This window comes from Rhodanobacter humi, from assembly GCF_041107455.1.
In the GTDB taxonomy this organism is placed as follows: Bacteria; Pseudomonadota; Gammaproteobacteria; order Xanthomonadales; family Rhodanobacteraceae; genus Rhodanobacter_A.
Genome location: NZ_JBGBPY010000001.1, coordinates 54538 through 77752, shown reverse-complemented (window position 1 = coordinate 77752; position 23215 = coordinate 54538). Strand labels below are relative to the sequence as shown.

Below are 23215 nucleotides of genomic sequence, written 5' to 3'. Positions count from 1 at the left end.
GCGCCCTCCCGGCATTCATCCGGGAGGGCGTGTCACCTCAGGGTTGCGTCGACAGGTCGGGGCGAATGACGAAGATCGTCGTGTCCCCGCCTTCGAACGAGTTGCCGAACTGCTTCAGCGTCGCATCGGCGCCGTCCGGCCCCAGCGCCTTCGCCAGCACCTGGTGCAGCGAGGGATCCGGATCGGCCATCTCGGCATAGTTCTTCATCGGAATGACGATGCGCAGGCTGTTGGCGCCGCCGATCAGCCAGGCCAGCCGATACGGATACGGCCATTTTGCGGCCGTGATGGCCTTCTGGATCTTGTCCACCGCCGCCATCATCTCGCCGCGCGATCCGGGCTTGAGCTGTCGCGTGGTTATCATGAAATACTTGTCGTCCTTGATGTCCCCCATCCGGCTGTGCGCGACGTCGGTCTCCTCGAAGAAGTGCTCCACCCGTGCGACGTGCGGCGCGACCTGCTGCTCGTAGGCGTCGCCGGCCTTCGCCTTGGCGGCCCAGGCGTGCTCGGTGTCGAAATCCTTCCACTGGTGGCCTTCGGAACGAACCACGTAGTAGGTGAGGTCGGTGCCGGCGATCGGCTGGTAGGTCGACCACGCGAACGGTTCGCCGGCTTTCTTGCGCCACGCGGCATGCGTCTTGATCGCCGCCTCCAGCTGCTTTTCCTGTCCGGGCTTGGGCCACAGCACCCAGCGGTCGGCAATGTTCCCCATGGCGGGCCCGGCCGCCGCCTTGTCGGCGGCAACGGCCGCCACCCCCGGCAACAGCAGAAACGCCAGCATCAGCATCGCAATCAACGTCGAACGACGATCGCGGACATTCATGGCACGTCCTCCCCGGACAGGTATCGCGTGGATCCCGTCGTTGGCGCCCCTTCCGCCAATGGCGGGATGCGCAGTCTAGGCTCCGGAATTGCGATGCGGTAGAGCGCGCGGCATGGCCTCTGTGGGCTACACTGCGGGTTTTTCCATCGCATGATCGGGCGTGGATTCGCTTACGCGATGACGCACGACACCCACCCATCACGGACACGACGATGACGGCAAACACCGATCCCGCCGGAGCGGTCGACGCGACCCCCGGCACTGCCCAACCCGTCGACGAGAACAAGCCGGACGTCAACCGGCTTGTCGCCGAGCGCCGCGAGAAACTCGGCGCGCTGCGCGGGCAGGGCATCGCCTTCCCCAACGACTTCAAGATCGACAGCTTCGTCGGCGACCTGCAGGCCGAGTACGCCGACAAGGACCAGTTCCCCGCCGAGGCCATCGAAGCGCTGGCGCGCCGGGTGAAGGTGGCCGGCCGCATCGTGCTGAAGCGCGTGCAGGGCAAGGTCAGCTTCGCGCAGATCCAGGACATGAGCGGTCGCATCCAGCTGTTCATCCACCAGGGCACGGTGGGCGAGGCGACCTACGAGGCGTTCAAGGGCTGGGACATGGGCGACATCGTGGGCGCCGAAGGCGTGCTGATGCGCACCAGGACCGGCGAGCTGTCGGTGAAGGTGGATGCGCTGCGCCTGCTCACCAAGAGCCTGCGCCCGCTGCCGGACAAGCACCACGGCATGGCCGACGTGGAGCAGCGCTACCGCCAGCGCTACGTGGACCTCATTGTCACCGAGGAAGCGCGCCGCACCTTCCAGCAGCGCTCGCGCATCATCGGTTTCATGCGTCAGTGGCTGGAGGCCGCGCCGCGCCGTTTCATGGAAGTGGAAACGCCGATGATGCACGTCATCCCCGGCGGCGCCACGGCCAAGCCCTTCATCACGCACCACAACGCGCTGGACATGGACCTCTACCTGCGCGTGGCGCCGGAGCTGTACCTGAAGCGCCTGGTGGTCGGCGGCTTCGACCGCGTCTACGAGATCAACCGCAACTTCCGCAACGAGGGCGTGTCCACCCGGCACAATCCCGAGTTCACCATGCTGGAGCTGTACCAGGCTTACGCCACCTACAACGAGATCATGGACCTCACCGAGGCCGTGATCCGCGAGACCGCAAAGCAGGTGATCGGCACCACGGCGCTCACCTGGGAAGGCGCCAGCATCGACGTGGGCCCGGCGTTTCGCCGCTGGACGATGGAAGATGCGGTGCTGGAGTTGAACCCCGAGATCAAGCGTTCCGAACTGCGCGACCGCGCGGCGATGGCCGCCCACGCGCAGCGCCTCGGCCTCCACGTCAAGGATGGCTACGGCTGGGGCAAGCTGCTGCTGGAAATCTTCGAGAAAACGGTGGAGCACACCTTGATCCAGCCCACCTTCATCACCCAGCACCCGGTCGAGGTGTCGCCGCTGGCGCGCGAGAACGACACGGACAAAGGCATCACCGACCGCTTCGAGCTGTTCGTCAACGGCAAGGAACTGGCGAACGGCTTCTCCGAGTTGAACGACCCGGAAGACCAGGCCGCGCGCTTCAAGGCCCAGGTGGAAGCCAAGGACGCCGGCGACGACGAAGCCATGCATTTCGACGCCGACTACATCCGCGCGCTGGAAGTAGGCCTGCCGCCCACCGGTGGCCTCGGCATCGGCATCGACCGCCTGGTGATGCTGCTCACCGACTCCGCCTCGATCCGCGACGTGCTGCTGTTCCCGTACATGCGGCCCGAGGCCTGAGGTTTGGACTCCCTCTCCCCCAACGGCTTTGCCATTGGGGGAGAGGGTAGGGTGAGGGGGGCGCTTTTGGCGCTGCAGTCTCCGACAGCAAAAGCTCCCCCTCACCCCAGCCCTCTCCCCCGAGCCAGCTCGGAGGAGAGGGAGTTGCAAGCGTCGCGTTTCAGGCAGGCAGGCGTCGGACGCGTCGACGCAGTAGCAGGTTCTGCAACACGGTCACGCTGCCCGAGCCCAGCCAGTACAACCCCAGCCCGGCGGCGACGTGCCACACCATGAGGAACGAGATCACCACCGGCAGCCAGTGCAGCAGGGTGCGCGCCTGTTCGGGCAGCATCGGGTTGAACAGCATCGCGACCATGCCGAGCACCGCCACCAGCAGCGCCAGCCACAGGTCGGGCCGCGCCAGTTTCGGTATCCACAGGAAGGAACCCATGCTGGCCACGCCCTGGCGGATCGCCGCGTAGACGCCCGCACTCATCGGCGCCTGCACCAGCGCGGTGAGCATGCCACTGCCGAGTCCGCTGGCGATGCCGTGTTCGCTATACAGGGACTGCATGGCGGCGGCATGCGCCGCGGGGTCCTTTGCGTGGCGCTCGCGCAGGCGTTCAAGTTGCGGTTTCAGTGCCGCCAGCTTGCGCTGGCGCAGCCAGCCTTGCTCGGCGGCGTGCAGCGTCATCGGCAACATCGCCAGTCGCACCGCCAGCGCGAGTGCGATCACCGCGAGGCCGTAGCTGCCGTCCATCCATGTCGCCAGCTGGTTCAGCAGCGCGACGATCCCGTCCACGAATATCGTCCACATGTAGCGCTCTCCCCATCGCATCGTTGATGACGTCCGCAAAGTGGGCATCGTCGCGGCTGCTTCAAGTGGCGAACCGCATGACCGGCGGCATAGTCGGGTAAAATTGCGGATTCGACACGCAACGGAGCCTTGCCCATGTGGTTCGCGATCATCGCCCAGGATCATCCCGGTTCGCTGGACAAGCGCCTCGCGGCCCGCGCCGCGCACCTGGAGCGATTGAACCAGCTGCAGGACGAGGGGCGCCTGCTGCTGGCCGGCCCGTTCCCGGCGATCGAATCGGAGAACCCCGGCCCGGCCGGTTTCACCGGCAGCCTGATCATCGCCGAGTTCCACACGCTGGAACACGCGCAGCGTTGGGCCGACGCCGACCCCTATGTGGCCGCCGGCGTCTACGCCGACGTGAGCGTCAAGCCGTTCCGCAAGACCCTGCCATGAGCGAGGCGATGGTCGGAGAGATCCGCGCACGCCTCGTGGCAGCGTTCTCGCCCAGCGAGCTGGAGGTGGTGGACGAAGGCCACCTGCACGCCGGCCATACGGGGGAGGGCAAGGGTCACTTCCATGTGCGCATCGTCAGTGCCGCGTTCACCAGCGTGCTGCCGATCCGGCGCCACCGCATGATCTATGCGGTGCTGGACGACCTGATGAACCACGGCATCCATGCGCTGTCGATAGACGCCAAGTAAAAATCAATATTTATCATTGTCTTGTAAGGTATTTCTACAGAGGAACATGACGTAGAAATGCATTGCGGCACCGTCCCGCGTTTGGCACAGTGCCTTGTCACCCGGTTGCCGGGTGTTTTCCGAGTTCCCAGCGATGACCGCATGCGCCTGACCACGATCAAACTTGCCGGTTTCAAGTCCTTCGTCGACCCGACCACCTTGCACCTGCCGGCCAACATGACCGGCGTGGTGGGACCGAACGGCTGCGGCAAGTCCAACATCATCGATGCGATCCGCTGGGTGATGGGCGAGAGCGCGGCCAGCCGCCTGCGCGGCGACTCGCTCACCGACGTGATCTTCTCCGGTTCCACCACGCGCAAGCCGGTGGGGCAGGCCACGGTCGAACTGATCTTCGACAACGCCGACGGCACGGTACAGGGCGAATACGGCCAGTACGCCGAGATCTCGGTGAAGCGCCAGGTGACGCGCGACGGGCAATCCTTCTACTTCCTCAACGGCGCGCGCTGCCGCCGCCGCGACATCACCGACCTGTTCCTCGGCACCGGCCTCGGCCCGCGCAGCTACTCGATCATCGAGCAGGGCATGATCTCGCAGATCATCGAGGCGCACCCGGAGGAACTGCGCACCCACCTGGAGGAAGCCGCCGGCATCTCCAAGTACAAGGAGCGCCGCAAGGAAACCGAGAGCCGCATCAAGGCCACCCGCGAGAACCTCGACCGCGTGAAGGACGTGCGTGACGAGGTGGACAAGCAGCTCGAACACCTGAACCGCCAGGCGCGCGCCGCCGAGCGCTGGAAGGCCTACAAGGAAGAACAGACACGCAAGGAAGCCGAGCTGCGCGCGCTGGAATACCGCGCGCTGAAGGGCCAGCACGATGGTGAGGGCGCCGGGCTGTCCGCCGCCGAGATCGAGATCGAGAAGCAGCTGGCCGGCCAGCGCGAAATCGAGGCGCAGATCGAAGCCATGCGCGAGCGTCACACCGAGGCCGGCGAGCACCTGAGTTCGGTGCAGGCCGAGGTCTACAAGGTCGGTGCCGAGATCGCCCGCGTCGAGCAACAGGTGCGCCACAACCGCGAAACCGCGGATCGCCTGCAACGCGCCCAGGGCGAGGCCGAGCGCGAGCACAACGAGCTGGCCGAGCACATCGCCGGCGACCGCAGCCAGGTCGAAACGCTGCGCATGGCGCTGGCCGAGGGCGAGCCGAAACTCGAAGCCCTGCAGCAGCTGCAGGACGACACCGCCGAAGCCCAGCGCAGCTCCGAGACGAAACTCGCCGACTGGCAGCAGCGCTGGGACACGCACACCCGCACCGCCGGCGAGTCCAACCGGGCGGCCGAGGTGGAGCGCACCAAGCTCAACTACCTCGATCGCCAGGCCATCGACCTTTCCCGGCGCCGCGAGGCGCTGGAAGCCGAGCAGAAGGTCACCGACCTCGCCGCGCTGGACGCCGCCGCCGAGCAGATGCACCTGGAACACGACACCCAGCGCGAGAAGGTGGAGTCGCTGGGCGGCCTGCTCGACCAGCACAAGACCACCCACGAGAAGGTGCTGGACGAGGAACGCCAGCTGCAGTCCGCGCTCAACGAGGCGCGCTCGCAACTGCAGACCGCGCGCGGCCGGCAGTCCTCGCTGGAAGCGCTGCAACACGCCGCGCTGGGCCAGGAGGAGAACGCCGCCAGCCAATGGTTGGCCCGCCTGGGACTGGACAAGTCGCCACGCCTCGGCGAGGCGCTGCAGGTGGAAGCCGGCTGGGAAACCGCGGTGGAAACCGTGCTGTCCGGCTTCATCGACAGCGTGCTGGTGGATGGCGCGCACGCGCTGGCCGCCGACTTCGGCGCGCTGGAAAACGCCGACGTGGCGCTGCTCGATGCCGCCGAAGGCGGCGCCAACACCGCCGGCACGCTGGCCGCGCACGTGCGCGGCCCGGCGGCAGCCATCGCCATCCTCGGCCACGTGCTGGTCGCCGAGTCGCTGGACGAAGCGCACCAGCGCGTGGCCGGCCTGTCCGCGCTGGCGCCGTACCAGTCGGTGATCACCCGCGGCGGCGAATGGCTGGGCCCGGGCTGGGCGCGCGTGCGCCGCGCGCAAGGCAACCAGGTGGGCGTGCTGGCGCGCGAGCGCGAGATCCGCACGCTTACCGAACAGGTCGCCGCGCTGGAAGCGCGCATCGAGGAATGCACGTCGCAGCTCGACGACTTGCGCACGCGCAAGTTCGAGGCCGAGCGCGCCCGCGACGACACCCAGCGCGAGCTGTACAACGCGCATCGCCGCCAGAGCGAGCTGGCCGGCCAGTTGCAGAGCCATCGCGGCAAGCTGGAAACCGCGCGCGCCCGTGGCGAGAAGGTCGCCGGTGAACTGGCCACGCTGATCGAACAGCTGGACGAACTGCAGACGCAGACCCGCGAGGCTCGTGCGCGACTGGATGAGTCAGTCGGCCACATGGGCGACCTCGAAGACCAGCGCCGCGAACTGGAGAACGAACGCCGCGCCCACCTGGAAGCCCGCGAGGAAGCGCGCATGAACGCGCGCGAGGCTGCCGACCAGGCGCACGCGCTGGCGCTGTCGCTGGAATCCAAGCGCTCCTCGCTGGCTTCGCTGGAACAGTCGCTGGCGCGCATGGACAGCCAGTTGCGCCAGATCGAGGCGCGCCGCGGCGAGATCGCCGAGCAGCTCGCCGCCGGCTCCGATCCCATCGCCGAACTCGAAGCCGAGCGCCAGACCTACCTCGACCAGCGCCTGCTGGTCGACAAGCAACTGGTGGAAGCGCGCCGTGCGCTGGAGGAATGCGACATCGCGTTCCGCCAGCTGGAACAGCGCCGCCATCTCGCCGAACAAGGCCTGGCCGGCTTGCGCGAAAGCCTGTCCGAGAAGCGCCTCGCCGCACAGGCGCTGCAGCTGCGCGCCGAACAGTTGGCCGAGGCGATCGCCGCCTCCGGGCTGGCACTGGAAACCCTGCTGGCCGAACTCGCCGAGGACGTGGACGCGACGCAGTGGAAGCAGCAGTTGGCCGAGCTCGCGCAGAAGATCGTGCGACTGGAGCCGGTAAACCTCGCCGCGATCCAGGAGCACGCCGAGCAGAGCGAGCGCAAGACCTACCTCGACAACCAGATCGCCGACCTCACCAGCGCGATGGAGACGCTGGAAGGCGCGATCAAGAAGATCGACCGCGAGACGCGCGCGCGCTTCAAGGAAACCTTCGACAAGGTCAATGCCGGCGTGCAGGAATTGTTCCCGCGCCTGTTCGGCGGCGGCCACGCCTACCTCGAACTCACCGGCGACGATCTGCTCGACACCGGCGTGGCGATCATGGCGCGCCCGCCTGGCAAGCGTCCGTCCAACATCTCGCTGCTCTCCGGCGGCGAGAAGGCGCTCACCGCGGTGGCGCTGGTGTTCGCGATCTTCAATCTGAACCCCGCGCCGTTCTGCCTGCTCGACGAGGTGGACGCGCCGCTGGACGAGGCGAACGTGGGCCGCTTCTCCGCGATGGTGCGCGAGATGAGCGAACGGGTGCAGTTCATCTTCATCAGCCACAACAAGGCCACCATGGAAGCGGCCAGCCAGCTGTGCGGCGTGACCATGCGCGAGCCCGGCGTGTCGCGCCTGGTGCAGGTGGACCTCGCCGAAGCGGCTAAACTGGTGGGCACCGCCTGAGCCGTTGCCGGCGCGCTGGCATGCATTGAGGAGCGGGCCCGGACAGTTGCCGGGTCCGCGGATTCGGAAGCCGCCCGCAGGCGGATGCCGAACTACACGAGGAACCGATGATGACGCTGCAACCCGTGCTTGCCCTTGCCTGGAATCCGGCGGTCGGCATACCGCTGTTGATCGTCGGCGTGGTCGTGCTCGCGCTGATCTGGTTGTTCGGCCAGCCGAAGAAGGAGCAGCAGGGCCGGCGGCGCGCGCCGACCGGGCAGGCCGCGCACGGCGGCGAACGCCGCGAGCCCACGCTGGGCGAAGCCGGCGACGAGGATGGGCTTTCCTTCAGCGCCACCGACCATGCACTGGCCGACGAACCGCTGCCGCAGCAGGGCGAGCTGGACGTCGGCCTGCGCGAGGAACTCGAACGCCTCGGCGCCACGCTCGCCGGCGAGCGCAACGCGCCGCTGTCGCGCGGCAAGCTGGCGGGGCAGGCGGCCTCGATCGTCGATGCGTTGCGCGCGCCGTCGTCGTCCCCGTCGGCAACGGTGCCGACCGCTACGGTGCCTGGCCCGGTGCCGGCCCCTGCGCCGGCCGCGTCCGCACCGCAGGCATCCCGCATGCCGCCGCGTTCCGACCTCGGCCGCCGTCCGCCGCAGGTCGCGGTGGAGCGCATCGTCACCCTGTTCGTGATGGCGCGCGAAGGCAGTCACTTCAACGGCTCCGACCTGATCGTGGCGGCCGAGAAGGCCGGCCTCGAATTCGGCGACATGGGCATCTACCACCGTCTCGTCGACGGCAAGCGCGAACTCGGCCCGATCTTCAGCGTCGCCAACATGCTCAAGCCCGGCAGTTTCGACCTGTCCCGGCTCGACGCCATGCGCACCCCCGGCCTCAGCTTCTTCATGACGCTGCCCGCGCCGCTGCCCGCACTCGACGCCTGGGACACCATGCTGCCCACCGCGCAGCGCATGGCGGAACTCCTGGATGGGCAGGTGCTGGACGAGGAGCGCAACGCGCTCGGCCGCCAGCGCATCGCCCACATCCGCGACGAACTGCGCGGCTGGGACCGCGACCACGAAGGCGAGGAAATCCACTTCGGGCGTTGAGCCTGCGGACGGCATCGGTTTCGACAGGGGGCTGCGGGCACGATGGACCAGGCAATCGATTTCCACTCCCAGCCGCAGGTGGCTGCCGGGCGGGCCCGCGGCGGGCGCGAAACGCAGCAGGATGCCTTGACCTGCCTGCACGACGCGGCCACGGACGTGCATCTGCTGGTGCTGGCCGACGGCATGGGCGGCGACGGCGCCGGCGAGTTGGCCAGCGAGGGCGTGATCCGCGCGGCTCAGCAACTGTGGGCGCAGGGTCTGTGGCGCGAACAGCCCGGCGCGTTGTTCCTCGAAACGCTGTGCCAGGAGGCCCATGCCGAACTGGTCAGGCGGCGCGAGGGGCTGACAGGCGGGGAACCGCATTCGACCGTGGTCGCCTTGCTGATCCGCGGCAACCAGGCGTACTGGGCCCATGTCGGTGACAGCCGCCTCTATCGTTTCCAGGGACGGCACTGCCTCAACCGCACCGAGGACCACAGCGTCGCGCAGCTCAAGCTGCGGCGCGGCGAGATCGCGCCGGAACAGCTGGCGAGCGACCCCGACCAGCACAAGCTGCTGCGCGGACTCGGCGGGCCGCAGCCGCCCGAGGTCGAGCACGGTGGCGCGATCCTGCGCGTGGGACAGACCTTCGTGCTGTGCAGCGATGGCGTCTGGGAACAATTGTCCACGCCCGAACTGCGCCGGTTGTCGCGTCGCCGCGATCAGGCGGGAGCGTTGCGCGAGGCACTGCAGCTGGCGACCGCACGCGGCGGCGAGCAGGGCGACAATGCCGCGCTGATCCTGATGCGGATCGCGGGCAAGGGCTGGATGCGGCGCTACGGCGAAAGGCTCTGGTCCATGGTGCATCCCGCGGGCGCGACGGCGCCCGGTGCCGGCGCACCGGCCGCGCAAGGCGACGGCAAGGCATGAACATGGCAGGAATCATCCATCGAAGCCGGCGCATCGCCGGACCATCCCTGCGCTTCGCCGCCGTGTTGGCCGTGCTCGCCGCCAGTGGCTGCACGCAGGTGAACACGCTCAAGGGCCGGGTCGAGGACCGCCTGAATGGCTCGCCCAGGGTCACAGTCACCCAGCCGTCGACAACGGCGCGCGAGGCGACAGCCATCCCGACCGAGTCGCTCGGCGCGATCATCAGCGGCGACCTCCAGCGCGGGCGCTACGACGAGGGCGAACGTGCGCTGCGGCAGTACCTGACCGTCCATCCCGACGACCGCACGGCACAATCGATGCTGCACCAGCTCACGGTGGATCCCGAACAGGAGCTGGGTGCGCGCTCGCGCAGCTACGTGGTGCGTCCGGGCGATTCCTACAGCACGCTGGCGGCCCGCCATCTCGGCGACGCGCAGCGCTTCCTGATCCTGGCGCGCTACAACGGCTCGGCCGATCCCTCGCTCCTGCGCACCGGCCAGACGCTGCGCCTGCCACTGGCTTCGTCCCCGGCGAGCGATGCGGCGTCGACCTCCCGCCCGGTGAAGAGCGCACCCGTGGTCGACGTAGCCGGTGCAGGGCAGGGGCCGGCGGGCGAGTCGGCCACGGCCAGGGCGCGCCGCCTGCAGCGCGATAGCGTGTCCCTGCTGGAACACGGGCACAAGGACCAGGCGCTGGTGCAGATGGACGAAGCGCTGTCGCTGGACCCCCGCTTGAAGCCCAGCGGCCCCCAGGCCGACTCCATGCGCCAGCAACTGCTGGCCGCCTATCACCAGCGCGCGATCGTGCTGTACCGCGACCAGAAACTGGACCCCGCGATCGCACTGTGGGATCACGTGCTGGCGATCGACCCGTCCTACGAACCGGCAGTGGTCTACCGCGCCCGCGCGCTCGAGATCAAGCAGCGGCTGAAGCAGTTCTGAAGCGCAACGTTCGGTGCCGGCGTGGCTGCTTCGCACTGGGCGCTTCCGCCGTCCAGGCTATTCGGGCGCGTCCTGTCCGGCGTCCGGCGGCTGGATGATGCGCGTTGGCTGCGATGCGTTGTCCGTGGCCACGCGCGGCGCGGTGGACGGCCCGGCCTCGTTTTGCTGGCGTGCCTGCAATGCGCTGTTCATCAGGTTGAATGCGGCGAACAACTGGCCCAGCTCGTCCCGGCGCACCAGGCGGATGCGGTGGTGGAAGTCGCCGCGGCCGACCCGGAGCAGGGCGTCGCTCAGCATCTGCAGCAGGACCAGCGGGCGCCGGAACAGCCAGTAGGCGGCGCCGATCACCGCCACCAGCGTCACCAGCAGCACGGCGAGGATCACCCACAGCGTCATCCGCTGCGCCGCGTGCAGCGGCGCTTCGCTGATACCCAGGCGCAGGTCGCCCACCAGCTTGGCCTGGTAGCGGATCGGCACGTCGAACAGCAGCATCTCTTCGCCGCCGGCGATCTGGCTGCGATAACTGTCGATGCCGTCCGCGCGGGGCAGGTACTTCTGCCCGGTCGGGATGACCAGCGGCCGGCCGACGTCGGCGGGCTGCGTGCTGGCGACGACCTGGCCCAGGTGGTCGGCGACGGCGAGATAGCGGATCTGGCGATTTTTCGCGATGTCCTGCACCAGCGCGCGCGTGGCCGCCTGGTCGCCCAGCAGCAGGTTTTCCGAGGCTTCGCCGGCGACGATGCGGCCCAGCGAACTGCCGAAGTCCAGCGCGAGGCCGGTCACCGCGCTGCTCTGCTTGGCGTAGATCACCGCCAGGCCCACCAGCAGCACCAGGCACAACGTGGCGCCCAGTGCGGCGGCCCAGCGCAGGCGCAGCGAGATGATGCGATTGGCGAGCGGCTTCTCGTGCAGGCGCTCGTATTCGCGGCGTGCCTGGCGCAGGTCGTCGACGACTTCGGCACCGCTCTGGTAGCGCGCGTCGGCCGTGGGCGCGAGCAGGGTGCGCACGATGTTCACCAGCATCGATGGCGTGGCCGGATCGAGCGGCTCGATCGCCGGACGCGGCGAGCGTTGCCGTTCGCGGATCAGGCGCGGCACGTCGGCGGTCTCGCGCCACGGCAACTTGCCCGTGATCAGCCAGTGCAGCACCACGCCCAGCGAGAACAGGTCGCTGCGGGCGTCGTCCGGTTCGCCGCGCAGGCGCTCCAGCGCCATGTAGGCCGGCGTGCCGCCGATCGCGTCGCTGGCCGTGCGCGCGCCGCGCCGTTCGGCGATGCCGAAATCGCTGAGCTTGGCGTAATGCCAGCCCTCGGCCAGCATGATGTTCTCGGGCTTGATGTCGTGGTGGATGACGCCCTGGCCATGCGCGTAGTCCAGCGCCGCGGCCATCTGGCTGGCCAGTTCGATCACCATGGGCAGGGGCGGCAAGCCCTCGCTGGCGACGCGGCTTGCCAGCGTTTCGCCGTCGAGGCGCTCCATCGCGATGTAGGTACGGCCGTCCTCGGTTTCGCCGGCATCGAAGATCGTGACGATATTCGGGTGCATCAGGTGCCCGGCTGCGCGCGCTTCGGCGAGGAAGCGCCGCCGGTACGCGGCATCATCGGCCACGTGGCGATGCAGGCACTTGATGGCGACCCGGCGCTGGATGCCGGGATCGTACCCGGCGTACACCACCGCCATCGCGCCTTCGCCGAGCACGCCGTCGATGCGGTAGCGGCCGATGGTCCGCGGCACGGCCGCGGTGGCAGGGACAGTCACACCGAACCCCTCAGAGCAGCCACCAGGCCAGCGCGGCCACCGCAGCGAGCAGAACCAGCCCGATCAGCGCGAACGGCAGCCAGCGGGAGCGCGAGGCCCCAGGGTCCCGGGTAAGGAACACGAATTCCGCCTGGCCCAGCCGGATGCGGTCGCCATGCCGCAGCACCGATTCGTGCACGCGCTGGTCGTTCACGAACGTGCCGTTGGTGGACAGCGTGTTCATGATCACGTAATGGCCTTGCTGGTTCATGATCCAGGCATGCGAGGCGGACACGCTGGAATCGCCGATCACGATGTTGTTGTCGCCGCGCCGGCCTATCGTCTGCCGGCCGGGGCGTACCGAAAAGCGCCGGCCGCCGAGTTCGCCACCGACGCCTTCGAGTACCGGCTCGTTGACGCTGGCGCGCCCGGTGGAAACGGGAGTCGCCTCGCTTGCCTGCAAACGCAGTGCTTCGGCGGAAAACAGTCGCGTGCCTTGCGGGCCGGCTGATCGTGGTGGCATCGGTTTGCGGTTGTCCATGGCGCGTCGGAGAGCTGGCAGTTTCGACAATATAGCCAGTCGTCGTGCCGATACTGTCGATATCGTCCGATTCCTGTTGCAAGTTGCTGGCGGCTTGAGCCGCCAGGCGCCGATCTGCGTGACGGCTTCGTACGGGTGGCCGGCCGTGCCGGCCACGAAAAGGCTGCCAACGACCGGCCCGGAAGCCGACAGCCGGCGGAGTTGTCCACCGGCTGTCGGTGCGGCTGCTCAGCGGCCGGGTGCGGTCAGGCGGGCCTGGCGCTGGGCCCACAGCTTGGCCAGGAAGTCCCACGCCATCAGCAGCGCGCCCGCGGCGAACACGACGTCGCCCGGCATGCGCATCCACTGCCAGAACGTGGTGGTGTCGTAGAACGCGAGGCTGCGCGCGTAGGCGTAGCCGTGGGTGTAGACCGCTTCCAGCTGCGGCCAGCCCACCGGATAGAAGTTCATCACGATCCACATCACCACGCCGATGTTGTAGAGCCAGAACGCCCACACGCCGCAGCGGTCGCTCCATGGGCGCTCGCCGTTGAAGTAGCGCAGCACCATGTAGAGCAGGCCGATGGCAAGCAGGCCGAAGGCGCCGAACATCGAGGTGTGCGCGTGGTTGAGCGTGAGGAAGGTGCCGTGCTCGTAGTAGTTCACCAGCGGCGCGTTGAGCGTGCCGCCGCCGAACACGCCAGCGCCCACGAAGTTCCAGAACGCCGCGCCCAGGATGTACAGGTAGGCGAGCTTGTACGGGAAGTCCTGCTTGGCCTTGACGTGCTGGTGCTGGTCGATCGCCTCCAGCGCCAGCAGCACCAGCGGCAGCACCTCGATGAAGGAGAACATGCTGCCCACGCCCACCCACAGGCCGGGCTCACCGGCCCAGTACAGGTGGTGGCCGGTGCCCAGCACGCCGCCGATCACGATCAGGATCCATTCGAACAGCACCGCGCGCTCGGCCATCTGCCGCGACACCAGCCCCAGCGCCATCAGGAAGTAGCCGGTGACCGAGGCGGCGAACAGCTCGAAGGCCAGTTCCACCCACAGGTGCACCACCCACCAGCGCCAGAAGTCGGTGATCGAGAACGAGGGGTTGGGCGAACCCAGCGGGATCATGCCGAACACGTAGAACAAGGCCACGGTCAGCGTGCTGACCCACACCAGGTGTTCGATGCGGAACAGGCCGTACAGCGAACCGCTCTGCCGGAACAGCGTCCGCAGCGTGGGCAGGAACGCACGCAGCAGCACCACGCACCACACGGTGAGGCCGACGAAGAACAGGATCTGCCAGAAGCGGCCCATCTCCAGGTAGGACAGCCCCTGGTTGCCGAACCAGAACCAGTGCTGGTCGACGATGCCGGCGATGCCGAGGTAGTTGCCGACCAGCGCGCCGGCCACGATGACCACCAGCACCCAGAAGATCAGGTTCACCAGGAAGCGCTGCCCGCGCGGCTCGCTGCGGCCGATGATCGGGGCGAGGAACAGGCCGCCCGCGATCCAGCTCACGCCGATCCACACGATCGGCGCCTGCAGGTGCACGCTGCGCAGGAAGGCGAACGGCAGCCAGCGGTCGATGTCGATGCCGTAGAAGCTGGCGCGCTCGGTGTAGTAGTGCGCCATGATCGAGCCGACCAGGATCTGCACCAGCAGCACGCCGGCCACCACCAGGAAATACTTCCACAACGCCTTCTGGCTGGGCGTGGGCGTGCGGAACTTCTCCAGTACGGGCTCGAAGGTTTCGTTCGGCGCCCTGGGTTCGATCCACAGGCGGAAGATCACCAGGATCGCGCCGATGGCGAAGAACACCATGGTGAACGAGGCCCAGGTCCAGGTGAACGTGGCCGGCGTGGGGCTGTTGCCGACCAGCGGTTCGGACGGCCAGTTGCTGGTCCACGAGTAGTCCTTGCCGGGGCGGCGCGCGACCGTGGTCAGCGAGGAGTAGAGCAGGAAGCCGGCGGTCTGCCGCGCGCTCTCCGGATTCAGCGCGCGGGCGCCGGTATAGCCCCTGGTGAAGTCGTCCCGGCGCAGCGATTCGCCGATGCGCTCGCGCAGCGCGACGATGGCCTTGGCCACCGCGTCGGGCAGCACTACCTGCGACTGGCTGAGGTCGATGCCCTGCAGCTCCGCGCGCATGGCGGTGGCGATGCCGGACTGCCGCTCGGCATCGATGGCGGCGAACGGCTGGCCGTAGCGCGCCAGCGCCAGGTTGTCCTGCACCTCCTTCGCCAGTTGCACGAGGTATTCGGCGGTGTAGTCCTCGCCGAACGACGAGCCCATGCCGTACAGGCTGCCGTAGTCCATCAGGTCGGCCTTCTGGAAGCCGGACTTGCCGGCGACGATGTCGGCGTAGGTCAGTACCGGCGTGCCGTCGGCCGTCGCCATCAGCTGCGGGATCGGTGCGGCCTGTTCGTAGGTGCTGCGGGTGGCCGCCAGCATGCCGATCGAACAGGCGATGGTGACGGCGACGAGTATCCAGATCAGTACCCGGCTGACGCGATCCTGCGGACCGGCGCGGTCCGCAGCTGGAGTGGGTGAGGCCATGCGAATCTCCTTGGGGCTCATGAGAAGGGGGAAGGCGCGCGGCATGCTAGGTGCGTGGCCGTCGACCCTTCCTGACCTGCGTCAGTCCTGCCCGCATTGGCGCGGTCGCAGCGGCTGCGGCATGTCGACGCACGCGGATCGCGCAGGACAGGGAAACCGCGGCGGCGCGCGGTGGGGCGCGAAGTCGTCGCAAGCCGGTTTGACGTGCGTCAAAGCTTCCCCGCAAGCCCTTGCGCACACTGCGCCCATGAACCACGCCATCCAGATCCCCGAGTTCGATCCGGCACTGATCGCGCGCTACGACATGGCCGGTCCGCGCTACACCAGCTACCCCACGGCGCCGCAGTTCCGCGGCGACTTCGACGAGCGCGCGTTGCGCTCGGCGATCCAGGCGTCCAACGAGGAGCCGATCCCGCGCCCGCTGTCGATCTACGTGCATGTGCCGTTCTGCGTCAGCCCGTGCTTCTACTGCGGCTGCAACCGCATCATCACCCGCGACGTGGGCAAGGCCGACCGCTACCTGGAGCGGCTGTACCGCGAGATCGAACTGGTGGCGAAGCTGTTCGATCGCGATCGCCAGGTGACCCAGCTGCACTTCGGCGGCGGTACGCCGAACTTCCTCGACGTGCCGCGCATGCAGGAGCTGATGGGCGTGCTGGCGCGGCACTTCAGCTTCAGCGTCGAGCGCGGTCGCGAGTTCGGCATCGAGATCGACCCGCGCTTCGCCGACGCCGACTACATCCGCGGCATGGGCGAGCTGGGCTTCAACCGCATCTCGGTGGGCATCCAGGATTTCGACCCCGCGGTGCAGGCGGCGGTGAACCGCATCCAGAGCGTGGCGCAGACCCGCGAGGTGCTGGAGGCGGCGCGCGCCAGCGGCTTCCGCTCGACCAGCGTGGACCTGATCTACGGCCTGCCGCGGCAGACCGTGGCGGGCTTCGAGCACACGCTGGACGAGGTGGTCGCGCTGGCGCCGGATCGCGTGGCGGTCTACGCCTACGCGCACCTGCCGGAGATGTTCAAGGCGCAGCGGCAGATCGACGCCGCCGAGCTGCCCGACCCGGCCACGCGCCTCGCCCTGATCGGCCGCGCGCTGGCGCGCCTCGACGAGGCGGGCTACGCCTACGTGGGCATGGACCACTTCGCGCGCGCCGACGACGAACTGGTGGCGGCGCAGCGCGCCGGCACGCTGCAGCGCAATTTCCAGGGCTATTCCACCCATGGCGAGTGCGACATCGTGGGTCTGGGCGTGAGCGCGATCGGCCGCATCGGCGACAGCTACAGCCAGAGCGCGCGCGACCTCACCGGCTACTACGCCGCGTTGGACAACGGTCGCCTGCCGGTGGCGCGCGGCCTCGCGCTGGTCGAGGACGACCTGATCCGCCGCGAGGCGATCGGCCAGCTGATGTGCTACGGCGAACTCGACATGATCACGTTCGGCGAGCACCGCGGCATCGTGTTCGCCGAGTATTTCGCGGCCGAGCTGGAACGCCTGCACGCGCTGGCCGGCGACGGCCTGGTGACGCTCGACGAGCGCACGATCCGGGTCACGCCGCGTGGGCGGCTGCTGCTGCGCATCGTGGCCATGTGCTTCGACGCCTACCTCGGCAAGGCGGCGCCGACCCGGTTCTCGCGGGCGATATGAGCAGGGGATCGATGAGCGGGCACCTTGCGCCCGACGCCGTCGCCACCGACGGCGCCACGGATTTCTGCCGCACCTGCGCCTTGTCCAGCGTCTGCGCGATGGTCGGCTACGGCAAGCCCGAGCTGTCGCCGTTGCACAGCCTGATGGAACACCTCGGGCCGTACCGCGCCGGCGAGGCGGTGTTCCACCAGGGCGATCCGTTCGAGGCGGTCTACGCGGTGCGCGCCGGCACGGTGAAGACGCGCCAGCTGGACCACCAGGGCCGCGAGCACGTGCTCGGCTTCTTCCTGCCGGGCGAGGTGATCGGCCTGGACGCGATCTACCCCGACCGTTTCCCATGCGATGCGGTGGCGCTGGACGACGCGCAATTCTGCCGTTTCTCGTTCCCCGCGATGAGCGTGCTGGCCACGCGCCAGCCCGCGGTGCAGCGGCACCTGTTCCGCTTGATCAGCCGGCCGCTCGGCGCGGCGCGGCTGCTGGCCGGCGACCACAGCGCCGACGAGCGCCTGGCGGCTTTCCTGGTCGATCTTGGCGAGCGCCATGCCGTGCGCGGCTTCTCCGGCACGCATTACCAGCTCAGCATGTCGCGCAGCGACATCGCCAGTTACCTCAGCCTCGCCGCCGAGACGGTGAGCCGCACGCTGAGCCGCTTCCGCGCGAAGGGGCTGGTGGCGATCAAGGGGCGCGTGCTGCATCTGCGCGACCAGCAGCAACTGCGCGAGCTCGGACAGAACCTGCTGACGGCCTGAGCAGGATCTAAGCGGGGCGCGCCACGATTGGACCATCCCGACGGAAGGAGCGAGCCATGGGCTTCAAGCACACCCCCGCGCGTTACAGCAGCGCACTGATCGCGCTGCACTGGCTGACCCTGCTGCTGTTGATCGCCGTGTACGCGCTGATGGAGTTGCGCGGCATCTACCCGCGCGGCAGCGCGGGGCGTGCGGGAATGATGAACTGGCACTACATGCTGGGCCTGAGCGTGCTGGCGTTGTTGCCGATACGCCTGGCGCTGCGCCGCATGGGCGGCCGCAGGCCGCCGGTTCACCCGCCGCTGCCGGTCATGCAGGAACGCCTGGCCGCGCTGGTGCACCTGGCGCTGTACGCGTTCCTGCTGGCCATGCCGATCCTGGGCTGGCTCACGCTGGGCGCAGAGGGCAAGCCGATCCCGTTCTTCGGGCTGCAACTGCCCGCCTTGACCGCTGCCGACAAGGACCTGGGCCATACGCTGGAGGGCATCCACGAAACCATCGGCACGCTCGGCTACTACCTGATCGGCCTGCACGCCGCGGCGGCGCTGTTCCACCACTACTGGACGCGCGACAACACCTTGCGCCGCATGCTGCCGCAGCGGGATTGAGCAGTCCCGGGCAACCCCCGACGCCTGACCTTGCCACGACGAACGGCCCGCTCGCGCGGGCCGTTTCCGTGTCCGTGCCGGCGATGCCGGGCACGTCGGGATTGCGTCGCGCTGTGGTGACTTGACGCACCCGGGCAGTTGCGTTGCCGCAATTGACTGCGGTCAAACGGGGCCCGCGACGAGCTGGGCAGCATGGCGCCGGACACCAAGGAGCCATCCCATGAAGTACGCATTGTGTGTAGCCGCCATGACCGCCACGATGTTGCTCGCCGCCTGCGGCGACGGCAGGCGCGACGGCGGCCTGTCGTCGGTCGCGGCAGGCATCGCCGGCGCCGCGCACGCCGCCCCCGCACCGCTCGATCTCGCGCCCGCCGACTTCGGCCCGCCGCAGGGCGCACCGATCCACGCGGTGCTGACCAGCCCGCCGCACGTGCCGCCACCGGTCAATCGCAACTATCCGGCCAAGGTCATCGTGGAGCTGGAAGTGGTGGAGAAGGAGATGCCGATCTCCGAGGGCGTGACGTACACGTTCTGGACCTTCGGCGGCACCGTGCCGGGCAGCTTCATCCGCGTGCGCCAGGGCGACACGGTGGAGTTCCACCTGAAGAACGCGCCGGACAGCAAGATGCCGCACAACATCGACCTGCACGGCGTCACCGGCCCGGGCGGCGGCGCGGCGTCCAGCTTCACCGCGCCGGGCCACGAGTCGCAGTTCACCTTCAAGGCGCTGAACCAGGGCATCTACGTCTACCACTGCGCCACCGCGCCGGTGGGCATGCACATCGCCAACGGCATGTACGGCCTGATCCTGGTCGAGCCGCCGGAGGGCCTGCCGAAGGTGGACCACGAGTACTACGTGATGCAGGGCGACTTCTACACCACGGGCAAGTACCGCGAGAAAGGCCTGCAGCCGTTCGACATGGAGAAGGCGATCGACGAGAAGCCCACCTACGTGCTGTTCAACGGCAAGGAGGGCGCGCTCACCGGCGACAACGCGCTCACCGCCAGGACCAACCAGAACGTGCGCCTGTTCGTGGGCAACGGCGGCCCCAACCTGGTGTCGAGCTTCCACGTGATCGGCGAGATCTTCGACCGCGTGCAGCCCGAAGGCGGCACGGTGGCCCAGCACAACGTGCAGACCACGCTGATCCCCGCCGGCGGTGCGGCGATCGTGGAGTTCCACACCGACGTGCCGGGCAGCTACGTGCTGGTCGACCACTCGATCTTCCGCGCGTTCAACAAGGGCGCACTGGGCATCCTGAAAGTCGACGGTCCGGAGAACAAGCTGGTCTACTCGGGCAAGGAAGTGGACTCCGTCTACCTGGGCGATCGCTCGGAACCGAACCTGAAGGCGGTGAGCGCGGCGGCCAAGGCGCATGCGGCGGGCACGCTGACCAAGGCGGACCAGGTCGCCGCGGGCAAGCAGCTGTTCACCGGCACCTGCTCGGTCTGCCACCAGGCGAACGGCGAAGGCCTGCCGAACGTGTTCCCGCCGCTGGCCAAGTCCGACTTCCTGGCGGCCGATCCGAAGCGCGCGATGAGCATCGTCACCCATGGCCTCAACGGCAAGATCAAGGTCAACGGCCACGAGTACGACTCGGTGATGCCGCCGATGAGCCAGCTCACCGACGACGAGGTGGCGAACATCCTCACCTACGTGATCAACAGCTGGGGCAACCCGGGTGGCCAGTTCAGCAAGGACGACGTGACCAAGGCGCGTGCCGGGGCGGGCCCGGTGGTGAACGCGGAGCACTGACGATGCGCCTGCACCATGCACTCGCATGGCTGGGTCTGGTGCTGGCCTTGCCGGCAGCGGCGGCGGATTACGCCGCGCTGCCGGGAGGGCGCTTCGCCAGCGTGATGCCGGCCGACGGCAAGGCGGCGCCCGCGCAGATCGCGCCGTTCCGCCTGCGCGTCGAGCCGGTCACCAACGCCGAGTTCCTGGCCTTCGTGAAGACCCACCCCGAATGGCGGCGCGACCGCGTCGCCGGCATCCTCGCCGACGCGCGCTACCTCAGCCACTGGGCCGGCCCGCTCGCGCTCGGCCGGGAAGCGAAGCCGCGCCAGCCGGTGACCCGGGTGAGCTGGTTCGCCGCCGCGGCCTACTGCGAGAGCGAAGGCGCGCGCCTGCCCACCTGGTACGAATGGGAATACGCGGCCGCCGCCGACGCCACCCGTCGTGACGCGCGCAACGACCCGGCCTGGCGCGAGCACCTGCTGGCCTGGTACTCGCGCCCGTCCAGCGCGCCGCTGCCCGACATCGGCGGCGCCGCGAACGCTTATGGCGTGCGCAACATCACCGAGCCGGTGTGGGAATGGGTGGACGACTACAACGCACTGCTGGTCGCCAGCGACAGCCGCGACCAGGGCGATCCCGACGTGCTGAAGTTCTGCGGCGCCGGCGCGATCAGCCTGCAGCAGAAGGAGAACTACGCGGTGTTGATGCGCATCGCGATGCTTTCCGCGCTGAAGGCGTCGGACACCACCAACAACATGGGCTTCCGCTGTGCGAAGCCCTGAGCGGCAAGCCGCGCGGAGCAGCTGGGGGAGCCGCGGCCCATGGATGGGCCGCACGCGCGGAATCGCCTCGCGATTCCGCGGCGGAGCCGAAGCCGGCCTGCGGCCGGCTTCGGCGAGTCGGGGGAGGGCAGGAAAGCCCTCTCCCGACATGAGTACAGCGAAGCAAGTCTTGCGAGGCACACCATGAAACAACTGCTCCTGCTTCTTGTCCTGATGCTCCCGTTCACCACCACCCACGCCACCCAGCCGCTGCCCGGCGACTCCATCTACCACCTCAAGCTGCAACTCACCGACCAGGACGGCCATCGGCAACTGCTCGCCGAGCGCCGCGGCCGGCCGCAGCTGGTGACGATGTTCTACGCCTCCTGCCAGATGGTCTGCCCGATGATCATCGACAGCATGCGCGCCACCCGCAACGCGCTCACCCCGGCCGAGCGCGCGAAGATCGACCTGCTCGCGGTGAGCTTCGACCCGGCCCGCGACAGCGTGGCCGCCCTGCACGGCTATGCGGAGAAGCGCAAGCTCGATGCGCCCGCGTGGACGCTGGCGCGGGTCGAGCCGGCCGGCGCGCGCCAGCTGTCCGGCGTGCTCGGCCTGCAATACCGCCAGTTGCCGGACGGCGAATTCAACCATTCCAGCGAACTGATCCTGCTCGATGCCGACGGCCGCATCGTGGCGCGCACCAGCCACATCGGCCGGCTCGATTCGGTGTTCGTCGAGGCGATCCGCCGCCAGCTCGGCGGAACCTGACCGGCCGCGCCGACCGGTGACGACCGGCCTTCCCGCCGGGCAACGCGAATGCATGCGACCAGCCGCCCGCAGCGCGGCAGTCGCGCCGTGCCCGGCCCACCCCTTTCCCCATGTCCGGAGCCTGACCATGCGCCACACCCTTGCCGCTCTTGTCGCCGCTGCCTTGCTCGGCAGCCTCAGCCCCGGTGTCCACGCCGATGCCTTGAGCGACGTCTTCACCCAGGGCCACGTCGACGGCGAATTGCGCCTGTACGATTTCAACCGCCTCTACTCCAGCGACGCGAAGCCCGACGCGAGCGCGCTGTCCGGTGCCGTGCTGCTCAACCTGCGCACGGCGGACTTCGGCGGTGGCTTCAGCCTCGGCGCCTCGCTGCTGAGCGCCAACGCGTTCGGCACGCAGGCTTCGAACCCGGCCAGGATTGACACCACCATGATGGGCGAGGGCAACAGCCTCAGCGCGCTGGGCCAGGCCTACGTGCAGTACCGGAACGACGACGTGCTGCTGCGCGCGGGCCAGCAATACCTCAACACGCCGTGGATGGGCAGCAGCGACGCGCGCGTGCTGCCGGCCTCGTACCAGGCGCTGCAGGCCGTGCTCACGCCGGCCAAGGGCTGGGACATCGTCGCGCTGCGCAGCTACGGCTGGAAGAGCCGCACCTCGGACGGCTACCACCTCGACAACCTCTACTACCCGACCGCATACCACGGCGACACGATGTACGGCGGCCTCGGCGGCCTGCCGTCCACGGCCGGGACCACGTCCGGCACCTGGGCGCTGGGCACCACCTACGCGGCTGGCGGCTTCAAGGGGCAGGCCTGGTACTACGACTTCATCGACTTCGCACAGATGGGCTACGCCGAAGGCAGCTACACGTTCAGGACCGGCAGCGGCTTCGATCCGTTCGTCGCCGCGCAGTACGTCACCGAGCACGCGGGGGCGGGCAGCCTGCTGGCGGCGAACCGGGCGCAGCTGTTCGGCGTGGGCGGCGACAAGGTGGAGAGCCGGGTCTGGGGCGCCGATGCCGGCGTCAACATCCCGCATGGCAGGTTCGACGTGTCCTGGAACCGGATCGAGCGGCAGAACGGCGCGATCGGCGACGGCGCCCTGGTTTCGCCCTACACGGCGGGCTGGGCCAGCGACCCGCTGTACACCACCTCGATGATCCGCGGCCTCGTGGAGCAGGGGCCGGGGCACGCCTGGAAGGCCCGCTTCGCCTACGGCCTGTTCGACGACCGGCTGCAGCTGACTGCCGCCTATGCCCGATACGCCACGGCATTGCGCGGCGACAGCCACGACGTGTATTTCGACGTCGCCTACAACTTCGACGGCTATCTCAAGGGCCTGTCGCTGCGCAACCGCTGGGAGCGCTCCACGGGCGGCATCGGCCTGAACCCGGGCAACCAGCCTTTCGTCTATGACCGCCTGATGATCGCGTACAAGTTCTGACGCGCGGATGACGGTCG

Annotated in this window: 19 protein-coding genes; 14 read left to right on the top strand and 5 right to left on the bottom strand. The window is 68.7% G+C overall.

The features are described from left to right. Positions 1-37: 37 nt before the first annotated feature. Positions 38-823, bottom strand: a complete 786-nt coding sequence (locus tag AB7878_RS00350) for a hypothetical protein (protein WP_369492461.1) — start codon at positions 821-823, stop codon at positions 38-40. 212 nt (positions 824-1035) lie between these two features. Between AB7878_RS00350 and lysS the strand changes: the two genes are divergently transcribed. After that, the gene (gene lysS / locus AB7878_RS00345) at positions 1036-2604 is read left to right on the top strand and encodes a lysine--tRNA ligase (RefSeq protein ID WP_369492460.1); all 1569 of its coding nucleotides are present in this window, start codon (positions 1036-1038) and stop codon (positions 2602-2604) included. A 160-nt stretch (positions 2605-2764) separates the two neighbouring features. On the opposite strand, the gene AB7878_RS00340 is transcribed toward lysS, so the two are convergent. Then, positions 2765-3400: a YidC/Oxa1 family membrane protein insertase gene (locus tag AB7878_RS00340; RefSeq protein ID WP_369492459.1), complete on the bottom strand. Its 636-nt coding sequence runs from the start codon at positions 3398-3400 to the stop codon at positions 2765-2767. A gap of 135 nt (positions 3401-3535) precedes the next feature. Between AB7878_RS00340 and AB7878_RS00335 the strand changes: the two genes are divergently transcribed. The 6 genes from AB7878_RS00335 to AB7878_RS00310 all read left to right on the top strand — a co-directional run bounded on the left by AB7878_RS00335 (position 3536) and on the right by AB7878_RS00310 (position 10675). Continuing rightward, complete coding sequence (locus tag AB7878_RS00335; protein ID WP_369492458.1) at positions 3536-3835, top strand: YciI family protein; 300 nt, start codon at positions 3536-3538, stop codon at positions 3833-3835. Then, positions 3832-4083, top strand: coding sequence for a BolA family protein (locus AB7878_RS00330; RefSeq protein WP_369492457.1), 252 nt, complete (start codon positions 3832-3834; stop codon positions 4081-4083). The genes AB7878_RS00335 and AB7878_RS00330 overlap by 4 nt, the downstream gene beginning before the upstream one ends. Positions 4084-4224: 141 nt before the next feature. Then, positions 4225-7734, top strand: coding sequence for a chromosome segregation protein SMC (smc, locus tag AB7878_RS00325; protein WP_369492456.1), 3510 nt, complete (start codon positions 4225-4227; stop codon positions 7732-7734). A gap of 110 nt (positions 7735-7844) precedes the next feature. Then, entirely contained in the window at positions 7845-8825 is a 981-nt protein-coding gene (gene zipA, locus AB7878_RS00320; RefSeq protein WP_369492455.1) for a cell division protein ZipA, read from the top strand. Between the two features lie 42 nt (positions 8826-8867). Further along, the gene (locus AB7878_RS00315; protein WP_369492454.1) at positions 8868-9734 is read left to right on the top strand and encodes a PP2C family protein-serine/threonine phosphatase; all 867 of its coding nucleotides are present in this window, start codon (positions 8868-8870) and stop codon (positions 9732-9734) included. 2 nt (positions 9735-9736) lie between these two features. Continuing rightward, positions 9737-10675: a LysM peptidoglycan-binding domain-containing protein gene (locus AB7878_RS00310; RefSeq protein WP_369492453.1), complete on the top strand. Its 939-nt coding sequence runs from the start codon at positions 9737-9739 to the stop codon at positions 10673-10675. Positions 10676-10732: 57 nt separating this feature from the next. Here the strand turns inward: AB7878_RS00310 and AB7878_RS00305 are convergent, their stop codons facing one another. The 3 genes from AB7878_RS00305 to AB7878_RS00295 all read right to left on the bottom strand — a co-directional run bounded on the left by AB7878_RS00305 (position 10733) and on the right by AB7878_RS00295 (position 15479). Further along, complete coding sequence (locus tag AB7878_RS00305) at positions 10733-12433, bottom strand: protein kinase domain-containing protein (protein WP_369492452.1); 1701 nt, start codon at positions 12431-12433, stop codon at positions 10733-10735. 10 nt (positions 12434-12443) lie between these two features. Then, positions 12444-12953 (bottom strand): FHA domain-containing protein, encoded by a 510-nt coding sequence (locus AB7878_RS00300; protein ID WP_369492451.1) that lies wholly within the window; start codon positions 12951-12953, stop codon positions 12444-12446. Positions 12954-13181: 228 nt separating this feature from the next. Further along, complete coding sequence (locus AB7878_RS00295; protein WP_369492450.1) at positions 13182-15479, bottom strand: nitric-oxide reductase large subunit; 2298 nt, start codon at positions 15477-15479, stop codon at positions 13182-13184. 247 nt (positions 15480-15726) lie between these two features. Here AB7878_RS00295 and hemN point away from each other — a divergent pair, with 247 nt between their 5' ends. The 7 genes from hemN to AB7878_RS00260 all read left to right on the top strand — a co-directional run bounded on the left by hemN (position 15727) and on the right by AB7878_RS00260 (position 23198). Further along, entirely contained in the window at positions 15727-17124 is a 1398-nt protein-coding gene (gene hemN, locus AB7878_RS00290) for an oxygen-independent coproporphyrinogen III oxidase (RefSeq protein ID WP_369492449.1), read from the top strand. An 11-nt stretch (positions 17125-17135) separates the two neighbouring features. After that, positions 17136-17873 carry a helix-turn-helix domain-containing protein gene (locus AB7878_RS00285; protein WP_369492448.1) on the top strand — a complete coding sequence of 246 codons (738 nt, stop codon included), beginning with the start codon at positions 17136-17138 and terminating at the stop codon, positions 17871-17873. Between the two features lie 56 nt (positions 17874-17929). Continuing rightward, complete coding sequence (locus tag AB7878_RS00280) at positions 17930-18481, top strand: cytochrome b (protein WP_369492447.1); 552 nt, start codon at positions 17930-17932, stop codon at positions 18479-18481. A 220-nt stretch (positions 18482-18701) separates the two neighbouring features. After that, positions 18702-20237 carry a copper-containing nitrite reductase gene (nirK, locus tag AB7878_RS00275; protein ID WP_369492446.1) on the top strand — a complete coding sequence of 512 codons (1536 nt, stop codon included), beginning with the start codon at positions 18702-18704 and terminating at the stop codon, positions 20235-20237. Between the two features lie 2 nt (positions 20238-20239). Then, entirely contained in the window at positions 20240-21001 is a 762-nt protein-coding gene (locus AB7878_RS00270) for a formylglycine-generating enzyme family protein (RefSeq protein ID WP_369492445.1), read from the top strand. Positions 21002-21184: 183 nt separating this feature from the next. Continuing rightward, complete coding sequence (locus AB7878_RS00265; protein ID WP_369492444.1) at positions 21185-21751, top strand: SCO family protein; 567 nt, start codon at positions 21185-21187, stop codon at positions 21749-21751. Positions 21752-21878: 127 nt separating this feature from the next. Continuing rightward, complete coding sequence (locus AB7878_RS00260) at positions 21879-23198, top strand: hypothetical protein (RefSeq protein WP_369492443.1); 1320 nt, start codon at positions 21879-21881, stop codon at positions 23196-23198. Positions 23199-23215: the final 17 nt, after the last annotated feature.